We start from the raw sequence: 12,700 nt of genomic DNA, 5'->3' as shown, positions 1-12,700 counted from the left end.
CACCTCATTTGGTTTGACCTTACATAAAAAAAGAGGGTGCCTTTTGATACACCCTCTTTTTGATTTTAAACACATAAGCAACGTTTCCCGTAATCTTATTTTTCAGATAGATACTACTTCATACACCACCTCTCCTTTTCTTGTATAAGCGACCAGCACTGATTTACCGGCCAGGGCACTCACTACCGGATAGGTAGCATAGAGGCTATCAGCCGTGAGTGAACGACTGCTGATCGTTTGCCCTTCGGGCGATTTGACCGCCATACCTACCCTGCTGCGGAAATCTCCCTGCCACTTCACCGGTTCGTCCCATACCACTACCACCTTGTCGTCGGCCGCTGTCACGATCTGCGGATGTTTGGCCATAGGTGCTTTACTCAGCGATTCTTTCTGCGTATAGGTTTTACCGTTATCCTCCGATCCTGCATAAAAAACACCTTGTCCTCCTCCCATCGTAAACCAGGCAAAATGCAACCCCTTACGGTTGGCCGTCAGCGCCGGGCCGGTATGCGGGCACCCTTTCACCACCCAGTTGTCTGCACTGATACGTACCGGCTCACTGAAAGACTTTCCGCCATCTAAAGACACCTGGTGCACCATATCACGGATAGAATCATTGATGATATCACGATAAGCCAGGTGCACATCGCCATTGCTGGCTACATATAAACGGGTACGGCAGCACTGGCAGACAGTATGTGCCACCGGCCTCGCGGCCTGAAAGCCCTGCGGCCCCGCCGTTACAGCCCAATACAGGGTAGATCCTTCCGCTTTGGTATCCTTACGGTTATCGAGCCAGATCGCCGCCGCTTCTCCGCCAGGCAACAGCGCCATATCAAAATACCGCTGATCATAACCTGCCGTATCTGTCACTAAAGGCCGCGCATTGTCCCAGGTTTTTCCTCCATCGGCAGAAAGTGTATACATCACTTTTCCCGCATACTTATTCCGGGGATCGTGCTGTTCCACCCCAAACAGGGCGATCGCACTGCCATCTGGTTTAAAAAGCAGCTTGGGCAGGTTTTCCGCATGCGGGTATACCCCAGCGGTGGCAGCTATCCTCACAGGCTCAGAAAACGTATGCCCGTTATCGTTAGATACTGCATACAACATAACACCGGTATCTGCAGTACTATCCTTCTCCACCCAGCTAATCACCGTATTCCCCGATGCGTCCCTGGTAATGTAGGGACAGGAAGCATCCATTCCGCTGTGCGACAACACTACTGCTGTACCTCCATGCTGTTGCGGCTTACACGACCATAACCCCAGTAACCCCACTGTAATCATTATAACTATCCTCTTCATAATTATCTTTTTCCGGTAAAAGTATAAGCTACTCCAAAGTTGAAAGTTTGACGGGGACCAACCCTGTAACTCTTGCCATAAGCAGATTTTTCTGCAGTAGTAGCATACAGGCGGTCACCTGCATTCATACAGTTGAGCCAGCAATCAAAGCCTTTCCACTGATAACCAGCTCTGATATTAAACAGATCGTATCCATTATACCAGGCCGTATTGGCAGCATCCATATAATACCCACTGATATGCTGCCACTCTCCACCTATCCTGAAACCTCTCAGCAGAGAAGGTTTCCAGGTCAGTTCCGTATTGGTGATCCATTTGGGCGCACCATTCATAGCATTGTGGTCGTATGTTTTTCCACTCTCCGTATAGGCGTCAAAGATATGAGACGCATAGGTGCCGCTGGTCCGTATAAATACAGAACGAAGTGGCGTGTAGCGGGCATTCCATTCAATACCACGATGAGTAGTAGCACCTGCATTCTGGTTTTCATAAGAACCATCCGCAGTACGGACACTCACAATTTCATTGCTTCCTTTCATCAGATACACACTGACATCCACATATCCTTTATTTTGCGCAAAACCAAACCAGCCGCCGGCTTCGTAGTTATTGTAGTTAGCAGATTTCAATACCGGCACTTTCACCCCTCTGTACAGTTCTGAAATATTAGGAGGTGCAAAACCTTTACTGTAATTCGCATACAGCCCTCTGTTATGCTGAAGGTTATAAGTCAGTCCCAGTTTGGGAGTGAGCGCATTGAAGTTATTGCGTTCGCTGGGAGCACCGGTAAAGGCAGAAGGAGGCAGATGGTTGTTAAAATCATAGTCCATCCTGTCATAACGCAGTGCAGCCACTATCCGCATGTTAGCCAGCGGCATAAAGGCAAACTGCGTATAGGCAGCTGTATTCAGCAACCCTACGCGGTAATTGGTGAGCACTGAATCGGTGAGCCGGTAGCCGACATAATAACCAGCGGCATCTTTATCAATATCAATATAATTGGCGTTATAGGTAGCTGGGCTGTAATCCGCGCTCACACCGGCTATCAGCGAAGCACTCTTCCAGTCGAAATCTTTCTTATGCTGTGCAATAATGCCATAACTATAAAAAGCATCACTGTTGATTTCTCCTCTTGCCTTTAAGGTATTACGCACATCCTTGATCGCATAAAAAGGATTCTGTCCGATAGTAGTGTGGCGGAAGAAAGCGGTCACACTGGTATGGTTGCGGCTATCCCATTCATGGTCGAGTGTACTGCGTATACGCAGGGCTTTCACTTCTCTGTAACTGAAAGTCTGGAAGTTGCGGTAATCTTTTGCAAAAAAGTGTGCGCTATCTAAACCACCCGTCTGATCTGTTTTATAATTCACCAGCGTGGCAGCGGTAGTCCATTTATTTTTTTCGTTGAGCTGTATATCCGTTCTCGCAGTCAGCGCCAGTTTATGAAAGTCGCTATGGTCCATATAACCATTGTGTTGATCTGCATAGTAGCCGCCTACAAAAAAACCGGCTTTGCCTTTGGTATCGGAAACACTGAAGTCAGTACGTTTATATCCCCAGTTACTGGCCTCCAGCTGTACTTTGGCGGTAGGCACCAGCGTAGGCACTGCTGTGATAAAGTTGACAGCCCCGCCCACTGCTTCACTGCCATACATAGAAGAGGCCGGTCCGCGGATCACTTCGATATTACGCAGTGCGGCCATATTGATTTCTATCAGCGCATTGTGGTTAAAGTCTCCTACTGTACGGATGGGAATACCATCTTCCAGATACAGGAAAAGGCTTTTGTAGCCGATAGGCTGACGGATAGCCATCGTATGTTGTTCATTACCCAGATCTACCATATAAACTCCGCTTACTTTATTCAACACTTTGTCCAGGGTGGTGGCTTTGGTTTCCTGTAATGTTTGTGGAGAAATGGTGCTGATGGCTACCGGTGCTTCTGTGCGATATTGTTTTTCTCTGGAAGAAGAAACGATGATCTCATTCAGGTTGGTGGAACTGGCTTCCAGGTAGATGACCGGCGTTTGTGCTGCCGCTGAGGCAGGTATTTTAAGTGTGATGTATCCTACATAGGAAATCTTCAGCGAATCGTTTCCGGCAGGTACGGACAATACATAACGTCCCTGCGCATTGCTGGTGCAGCCCTTGCCGGCTTCGATCAGGTTGATACTTACGCCTGGTAAGGCTTCCCGGGTCCGGGCATCTGCTATGCGTCCTTCCAGTTGCTGGGCATAGCTCATCTGCATCGCCATACAGGCAATGAAAAGTATATAAAAAATTCTCATTACATCATTAATGGGGTGTAAGCCTGAAAGGCATACACCTGGTTTATCAGGAATAATAAGGATGGAGTGTATCAGTATAACAACGCCAACGATATCATCATCGTCAGGTCATCAAACCAACACACAATAACTTAGCCAATCAATGGCTTCGGTGGATGGAAAATAGCGGAGGCAGGGGTTTCCAGGGATGGGGCTGTGTAAAAAGCTACATGTGCTACCTGTGCAGCTACCGGTACCTGAATATATACCGGCAAGGCATTCACAAACATCACTTCGTAACGTTCCTTGTTTCTGCCAGTGTTTTTGTCCTGACGGGCATCACGGTCCAGTTCTTTTTTCAGGTAACATTTACCATCACAATGCATTTCCGGCTTGTTCCTGTTTTCACACAACACCTGCGCAATGTAGGACTGCTGTGCGTTGAACTGCAGGACGATAAGACTTTTGCTGAAGTTTTGCAGCAAAAGTCCCAATGAAATGCATATGATGAGAAAATATTTCACTGTGCAAACTTAAATAACAATCATTAAAAATATCATGATTTTTATCAGGGGCGATTGTTATGCATCGCCCGAAGGGCTGAGACTTAAAACAAAAGGAGGTACCTCAACATAGTCTGAGATACCTCCTTTGGCTTAATTTCCCTGCCCTGGGGATCATTCTGTCAAACGGATCACACCGGATCTACGGGGCAACCAGTGTTATTGTATTCATAGTAGTACATGCTCATGGAGCCATCGCTGAAAGTATAGACGTATGTGCACCTGTAGGTATTACCTTGTCTGACTGCACCAACATATTTTTTGGTACCTGTTTCGCAAACACCGTTTACAACCCTGGTGCCTTCATATCCGCATCCGTAGAGGTAATTCAGCGCCAGTATATCGTTGGTAGTAAAGGGACGGTCTGTACCAGTACCTATACAGGCCAGCATCCAGCTGTCAGTATCTGCGCCACTGGGCGTTCCGGGGATCAGGATAGCTCCTTCACTGCCTTGTCCTTCATCAGGATTGGGATCATAACCACAGCTGGCACTACGGTTAAAATAGTCTGTATGGCGGAAACCGATGCAATGCCCCAGTTCATGGGCTATAATGCTCGTCATCCAGCCTATATTGAAATTGGCGCCGATACTTCCTGCGTTTAACTCTATCCGGCCTGCAGGATTACCATTACCATCCGGGAACCCTGACGAACCCAATACATTGGTAGGCAAAATACCGTTGGCAATAACAATATTGCCGCCGCTCTGCATTCTAACAAATCTTATCTTCAATTGAAGCGCGTTATACCGCGCAAGGGCGGCATCTATAGCGGTGATGTAATTGCCGGAAAGATTTTCTATTGAGACATAGATTGTTCTCGTACCTACGTTACCAAGACCAAAATAAATCAGCTTGTTGGTACGGTAATGTTCAGTTTCAGCAACATTCAATCTTATAACATTATTCTTTTTATTCAGGTCGCTATCAGTCAACAAAATATCTCCTTCTACAATGTATCCGTTCTTAACTTTCATCACACCTTTTTTACTAAAACCCAATCCGGATATTTTGGCAAGGACAGTTTCAGGTACTTCCTCGGTACCTACCCCGGCGTGTTCTTTGCGGCATGCAAAAAAAACGATACAGGTTAATAAACAACATACTATAATGGTTAATGAAGTCTTCATCATTGGTTAACGTTTTTCATATCATGAAATAAAATTTCAGGGCAGGGACATAAAAACAAGATACGATATAAAGCAAATACCATTTGTAAAAAAGGAGGTATAATTGTCTAGTTGACAATTAATTTTCCGGGATAAAATAAAATGAAGCGGCCATCTCTTTTTGAGACGGCCGCTTCATTTTTCAACTATTTATTTCGCTCACTATTGTGATAATACAAAGCGGAAAGTAATACCACCTCTGGTATTGGTGATTGGATAAGCAGTGGAAATAACCGGTATGGTTTGTCTGCGATCGTAGAAGAAGCGAAGATTCAGACGATTGTTCACGATGTAGTCGATAGAAGGTGCAAAACCCACCACTTTCTGACCGCTGGTGGGGATCACCAGATCGGCATCCAGTCGGTTGTTAGCCGTTTTATCATCACGGAAGCTCATATCCAGCCGGAAGTTAAGGTCATTCTGCAAACGCTTTCCTCCGTTTTTACTGATCGCAAATGGCAGCTGCAGCCCTCTGATACGATAGCCGGCACCGATCACGATTTCGCTGGAACGCAGTTCTGTCAGCTGGTAATCGATCAGACTGAGACTGAGTGAACGGCTCTTACGGAATTCGACACGCGCATTGAGGCTGTTGGTAAAGGTGAGGTCGATCCCCAGCAGCGGCGAGAACTGTTCTGTCAGTGTCAGGTTCGGTACCAGGAAGTACGGGAAGTAGTTGCCCGATACGGTATCCCTGAAGGCCGGATAACCTGCCAGTCTTGGATCTTCATAATACATGGAAGTATTATAGGAGTTCATCGACAGCGTACCGATATAACCATGCGTGAGTGTAAAGTTGGTAAGGAAGCTGCGGAATGGTTCCAGCTTGGTCAGACCATTATACGTTACACGCCAGTTAGGTCTAGGTATGAAGTTTTTGAACGGATTGCTTCTTACAGAGCTGCCAGGTCCCTGCAGCAGTCCGATCTTGTCGGGCGACTTGCCGGTGTAGGCAGCCAGGAAGGCTGGTATCAGCACGTCTTGTGCATACCGGGTATAACCGTAGGCATAAGACGGATCTTTCGGATCGCCGGCAGGTACTCCCGGGTCTTTGTTGTACGGGTTGGCTGCGCCCAGTCTTTGAGAAATGATATTACGGTATGCCTCGAAATTACGGAACGTCTCAGAAACCCCATTCGCCGTATTGATTCTGCCAAACATGGTTTTGATGGCGATATAGGTAATTTCAAAACCACCGGCATCATAAGGACTGAGGTGCTGGAAGCCGAGGTTGGCACCGGTAGAATCCTGCAGGTTCTTATACAGTTCTGTATGCGTTTTGGTAAACGACTTGGTCATGTTAAGATCTATACGCAGATCGTTAAACGGCTCCAGCTGTGCCTGAGCGTCCCAACGTTGGGTAAACTGCTGCTGGAACTGTATGTTCAGTGAAGGGTCCGGCGTAATCAATCCTTTTTTGGCGAAATCGTCCAGCCATTTTTTATCCGGCTGTTTGCCCAATACAAACCCAATGCCTGGCGCCATAGATTGCCAGTTCATACCCAGCACTTTGGTACTGTCCAGATAACCTGGCAGACGTGTTCCTGCATTTTCGTTGTAGTTGATACCAATACGCTTCAGTGCCATCAATGGTTTCAGCACTCCTTTCACCCATGGTGAAATATCATCAGCATTCTGTTGTTGCTGAGATGACTGATTGTTATTGCCTGTATTGTTTTTGTTGTTCTGTTGATTGTTATTGTTGGTCGATTGTTTGCGCGCATTAATTTTACGCAGGAACTTGGATTTGTTGTACAGTTCCACAAATTTAAATTCTGCTGTTACTGTGCGCTGCTGACTGTTTTCGATGGCGTTACCCAGATAAAGTGCCAGCCTGGAAGCGCCGGTCCAACGGTATTCTGTGCTATAACCCACTGCCACGCTGGTCCAGCTTAAGGCCGGGAACTTGGCTGTAGGCAGGGTGTACGTGAAGTTAGCGTTGTGCATGTAGTTTACAGAACGACCACCTTTGAAGAAATTGGACCACACAGAATCCTTTTTCGAGGAATTGTTTATTCTACCTGCCGGCTCGTCTACACGGGAATTGTTCACCGCATTAAACTCAACATTGATACTACGGGTGAGATCCCATTTAAGTGTATAATAGCGATCGAATGTGAAGTATTTATCATAAGTCTCAGGCAGCTGATATTTCACATCGCCGCCCACGTTGCGGATACGGGATGCGCCAAACTGCCGGATAATATCTGCACGGAAACTGATGATAGACGGCACATAGTTAATATTGAAGTCCCTTATCAGATCCAGCCAGTGAGTTTTAGTCTTCAGTAGCTTTTTAAACGGCTCAATATAACGTGGCTGGCCGGCGTAGTTATACCCCAATCCACCGCGGTGTTTGGTCAGCAGGTCGCTTTGAATCAGCGGATTATGCCTGTTGATCTGCGAAAACGAATAACTGATGTCGAAGTTCTCGATATCCCACAGATGTCGTTTACCCTGTTTCAGATTGAGTTTCCGGACGTTGGTAAAGTTCAGACTGGTGATAGAGGTGAAGTCCTGCGCGTTTTTGCGGATGGAGTCCCTCTCCCGTGCAGACCGGGCCAATGCTATTTTATCCTTCAGTTTGATATCCAGATCGTACGGATCATATTCCGGATTGCTGGCGGATTGTGAATATCCGGCATATACCGGGATAGACATACCTACCTTTTTAGGTAACAGTTTGCCCAGATCCAGATTGGCGGCAGCATCGTATTGCAGGAAGTTATCGCGGAAACGTTCGTTCACCCGCTGGTCAATATTTCCGAAGCCGGCTGTGTGCATATTTCCGGAAACGGAGATGGTACCCAGGTCGGCCAGCTGAAAGTCTGCCCTGGCGAGAGCGGCATAACCACCTTTCTCATCAAAGTCAGACAGACGCAGTTCATCGAACCATACTTCCGCACAACGGGGCAATCCATCGTCTTTGGGGTTAAGGACACCAATCATCATGGTACGTGCATCTCCCAGGCTGGGGTTACCCACTACTGACATATAGTTGCCGTATTCATCAGGCACTGGTGTCATGGGGTATGGCAGCAACGGAGTGCAGGAATCACACATATTCCTTTTCTGTTTGAGCTGACTTAACCGATCCATGATCAGCTGTAGGTTATTTCCTTCCGGCCATATTTCTGTAGGCGATTTGGAGTTCCATGCAGTCACTTTCAGCGGAATACGGTATTCGTAATAGTTACTCACAAAGTCACTACCAATACGTATCACCGCCTGTACCTGCCCGTCTTTCAGTGCGCTGGCTGATCCCATGGCTTCTGCGTGCATGTACATCTCCAGTTTTTTATACCGGCGCATGTCCATGTTCAGGGTTTTGTACAGAGAGCGGATCTCTCCGTCCTGCAGATTACATACCTGAACAGACAGGGATTGTTCGTTCAGCTGCAGTGTGGTATTGTTGGTACTGATTGTATTCTGTCTTACTACTCCCGGTGGCAGCACATAAGGAATAGGGCTGCGGGAAGAGTTTTCTTCAATATTTACAGCAGAAGAGTTAAAGGTGGTGGTCTGATTTAACGGTACAGGATCACCTGGTCTTAACTCGTACATATAACGGCGCCATTGGTTGCGTACCAGTTCCAGTTTCGCAAAACGTACCACTACCGGTTCGCTGAAATCGGTCATGAACATACGCATAAAGCGGATAGACTTAAAGTCGGGGATGCTGCCCACCTTAGCGTTGAACTGGTTTAACGGCACTTTAAACTGATACCAGGTTTCGGTGGTTTTCTGTCCGTTCGGCAGATCTACCGGCGCATCAATTTTATCCACAATGAAGTTGGTACCTACCGTCATACTGGGTTTCAGGTCTACCCGGTACTGGAAGTACTCTTCCGTTTCGTTCATGGTATTATCCCTGTTCAGATCTTCCGACTCGGGGATGTTGGTAGCGGCAGTAGAGAACGATGATTTGGGATCAGATACCGGGGAGTTGCCTTCCGGATTGCTATAGTTTTTATAACGTTCCAGAATGCTGGCCTTGCTGGCATCATAATCGGCACTGCGGTAATGTTTATAATCGTCGTTGGCCGGATCTCTCTGTGCCTGCTGGAATACAGGGGAACCACCGAAGTTCATGGCCATTTCGTTCATATAGGTTTTATAGAACGCAGCCTCATCGGAAGATTTCAGACCATCATAACCCACGTCCTGATAAGCCCTGATATTGGGATCGTTATCGAAGGCCTGGGTGATCTGCTGCTGGAACTTAGGCTGGCGGCCCCATGTGGAAGAATCGATCTTGTTAGGGTCCTGATTGGGGTCCGGCATACCATTTTCAAAGAATTTTTTACCGTCTTTGAGAATGTCTTCAGAAACGTTACCCAGGTTGAAGTAGAGAGAACCACCTGCACTGTTGGGTGATTTAATGAAGGGGTCCTGTATCCAGAATTCGATGTATTCGATATTCGCAGTTTCGAAGTCGCTGTTGTCGATGGCGCGCATGATACCCCCCCATCTTGATTTGGGACTGGCCAGTTTACCATTCCTGTCCATAGACATCGGATTGCTGGTAAAGTTATACGGGCCTCTTTCTGTAGGATAGTAGGCCAGATCGAGGGTACTGAGCTGACTTTGTCCGAAATCGGTAGATCTGTTACGGAACACCTCTTTCTGGTATACCAGCCTTACGCGGGGGTCTGACTGATCATCAACAGAGATACCGGGAGGCAGGTTGGGTGACTTGGGCAGCTGGAGTGTTGGCTCCAGGATATACCAGGCCAGTTTCGCCCTGTTTTTACCATAGTCGAGTGTGTTATTCATCTCTGCCTCCGGGAAAAGCACGGTACCGCTGGCATTGGTGGCGCCTTTGGGCGTAGAGGCCAGTGCCCAGCTGGTAGCAGGGAATTTAAGATCATAACCACTCTTTACACCTTCGAAATCGTCGATATAAGCTGTACCCTGTTTGCTGCCGGGCTGGTTGATCAGTTTACTGTGACCAGGGAACAGCCGGGCCACCTCACCAGTAAACAGGACGTGGGAAGGTGTGGTAGTACTGTAGTTGGGCAGTTTGTCCAGGAAACGTGTCAGTCCTTTCCATTCGGAAGCGTAGTTAAGGTCGAGGCCTACCATGGTGTTTTTGATAGGATCTTCACCGTAGTTCACCTTCTGGTAGTAAGGTCTTTCACTCATGCGGACGATGGTACCGCCGATACTCAGTTTATCATTGACGAGATAATCTAGGCGGGTACCGAAATAGTTGCGGACCTGCTGGCCGAACAGGGCATTGTTTTCAAACTGCACATTGATCGGCACGCCGGAGTTGAGCACACCGCCGTTGATGATCTTAAGCCTGCCGAGGTTATAGTCGATGATATAATCCACATTTTCACGCAACACCTGGCCACCGGCGGTTACGGTCACGGAGCCGGGAGGAATGGTGATACCACCTCCCAGATTGATTTCCGAGGAGTTGGCCGATTTATAGGAGCCGCGTATCACGTAGCGGTTGAGCTGCGGGAACTGTTGTGCCACTACCTTGATGGAGTCGTACAATACGCGGTACATGTATTGTTTTTCCAGGGTACCATCTCCGCCGAAAGCTTTTTTCAGTCCGTCCCCGAAAGGTTCCAGCATGGGGAACATGATTTTCCCGTTAAGGGAATTAATCGTGTATCCCTCTACGTAGTCGAACACACCATCCGGCTGCGGGTCGAGCTGGTTGTTGAGGCGGTCGAGGTTTAAGATGGTAATAATCGGTGCACCGGCGTAATCGCCTTTTGCATCGGGGAGGTAACGTTTATCGCTGGGCGGTCTGTTTTCTGCACCGGGGTCTTTATAGAAAACATCCATTTTGAAGTCCTGCTTATTCACCTGGAAGGCGCCGGTGGCATAGATGTTTTTCATCATCAGCTTCCAGATAGGCAGTGTAGGCCGGGCCGAAGTGGCTTTCAGCAATTTCAGGAACAGCACCGGTGAGTTGGCGCTATTGTTCTGATCTGGTGGGATATCCTGGGAGAATTCACCCACCTGGTAGGTTCTGCCGTTATACGTGTATTGATAAGCTACTGCCAGCACTTCGTCTGGTTGCAGCTGTTGGTTAAGAGAGATGAAGCCCAGTTGTTTGTTAACCGTATATTCTGTGGAGTCCAGTTTACGGGCGAATGTTTTTTCAAACTCCGACACCGGTTTCAGGCCCAGGGCCAGTAAACGGCTTACCACAATACCGGTATTACGGCTGGCAGGGTCGCCGATCAGACTGCCGTACAGGTTGTTGGTAGCCCTGTCTGGCAGGTGGGAGGTGGTGTTTACCTTGATCTGATCGTTGTAAGGTTTGTATTCACCAAGGTCCATCAAACCTACGATATCACGGGTTTGAGTGGTGGCCCCGGTTTTATTGGTTACCCACACCTCTATCCTGGTGATATTGGAGAGAGAGCGGATAATGGGCAGGTTGGACATGGCGTAGTTAAACGTATCGCGGTAAAACTGCGCCAGGAGGAAGTGTCGGTTGTCCTCATATTCATCGGCGCGGATATTATAATCCTGTACCATGGTACCGCCTTTGAGCATGAGGTTCTGTTTCTGTGATTTCTGGTTGGACAGTACACTCGTTACCGTGAGGCGGCCAAACTGCAGTTGCGTTTTCACACCGAAGAGTGACTGGATACCGGAGATCAGGGAACTACGGAGGGGGAAGCTCACGTTACCGGCTTCTATTTTCTTGATAATTTCGTCACTATAGCCGGTATACTCCAGTTTTACCTGGTTTTCGAAATCGAAGGTAGACTGGGTATTGTAGTTGGTGATCAGTTTCAGTTTATCACCGATTCTTCCGGTAACGTTCATGTTGATACCCATGTCGAAGTTGAAGCCCCCGTTTTTACGGGCCTGCTCCACCAGTACAGGGTTTTTGATATTCTGGCCCTGGTAGCCGAATGTCAGGTCGAGGCTTCCCTGCGGCCGGATATCCACTTTACTGCCGCCGAAGATGCGGTCAAAGAGGTTATTGCCGTTGTACAGCTGCGGGCCATTACCACGCTGGTTGAGATTACCGAGAGCGCTGGCCCTTTTCTGCCAGTAGTTTTTTTCGCTTTGGGCCGACTGAAGTTTATAGAACTCATCGAAGTTCATATAAGTCGGGTTCCGGTAATTCTGGTTGCCGATTTTCTCTGTGACGGTGTATTGTTTGGTAATGGGATCGTATTCTACAGTTTTGTTGATATTGGCCGGATCGTTCAGGTCAATAGCATTCCTGGACGTCGGGTCCGATATAGTGGGGCCGCGTCTGTCCTTAAGGGGGTATTTCAGGGTATCTTTCTTCCCGGTAGTATCGATTTTGGTATTACCAGTAGTTGTGGTGTCCGACTTCCAACTCGTTCTGCTCAAAAATTTAATATTCCCGGATCGTTCCCTTGCGGCAGTGTCAACAATGATAAAA

At 47.7% G+C, this 12,700-nt stretch carries 5 protein-coding genes; all 5 read right to left on the bottom strand.

Annotation, left to right across the window (positions count from 1 at the left end; genetic code table 11):
- Positions 1 to 102: 102 nt before the first annotated feature.
- Positions 103 to 1,308 (bottom strand): sialidase family protein, encoded by a 1,206-nt coding sequence (locus KD145_RS23995; RefSeq protein ID WP_212002350.1) that lies wholly within the window; start codon positions 1,306 to 1,308, stop codon positions 103 to 105.
- A 2-nt stretch (positions 1,309 to 1,310) separates the two neighbouring features.
- Entirely contained in the window at positions 1,311 to 3,596 is a 2,286-nt protein-coding gene (locus KD145_RS23990) for a TonB-dependent receptor (protein WP_212002349.1), read from the bottom strand.
- Positions 3,597 to 3,727: 131 nt separating this feature from the next.
- A complete protein-coding gene (locus tag KD145_RS23985) occupies positions 3,728 to 4,099 on the bottom strand; it encodes a hypothetical protein (RefSeq protein ID WP_212002348.1) in 372 nt (123 codons plus the stop codon).
- 170 nt (positions 4,100 to 4,269) lie between these two features.
- Complete coding sequence (locus KD145_RS23980; protein ID WP_212002347.1) at positions 4,270 to 5,115, bottom strand: M57 family metalloprotease; 846 nt, start codon at positions 5,113 to 5,115, stop codon at positions 4,270 to 4,272.
- A gap of 354 nt (positions 5,116 to 5,469) precedes the next feature.
- Entirely contained in the window at positions 5,470 to 12,648 is a 7,179-nt protein-coding gene (gene sprA, locus KD145_RS23975; protein WP_249219538.1) for a cell surface protein SprA, read from the bottom strand.
- Positions 12,649 to 12,700 lie beyond the last annotated feature (52 nt).

The sequence above is a fragment of the Chitinophaga sp. HK235 genome, assembly GCF_018255755.1.
GTDB lineage: Bacteria > Bacteroidota > Bacteroidia > Chitinophagales > Chitinophagaceae > Chitinophaga.
Note: the sequence above shows the minus strand (reverse complement) of the source record. Positions and strands in the feature narration are given on the sequence as shown.

Coding starts and splice junctions, on each gene's coding strand:
- KD145_RS23995 (WP_212002350.1), bottom strand. CDS start 1,308: ATGAAGAGGATAGTTATAATGATTACAGTGGGGTTACTGGGGTTATGG.
- KD145_RS23990 (WP_212002349.1), bottom strand. CDS start 3,596: ATGAGAATTTTTTATATACTTTTCATTGCCTGTATGGCGATGCAGATG.
- KD145_RS23980 (WP_212002347.1), bottom strand. CDS start 5,115: ATGAAAGTTAAGAACGGATACATTGTAGAAGGAGATATTTTGTTGACT.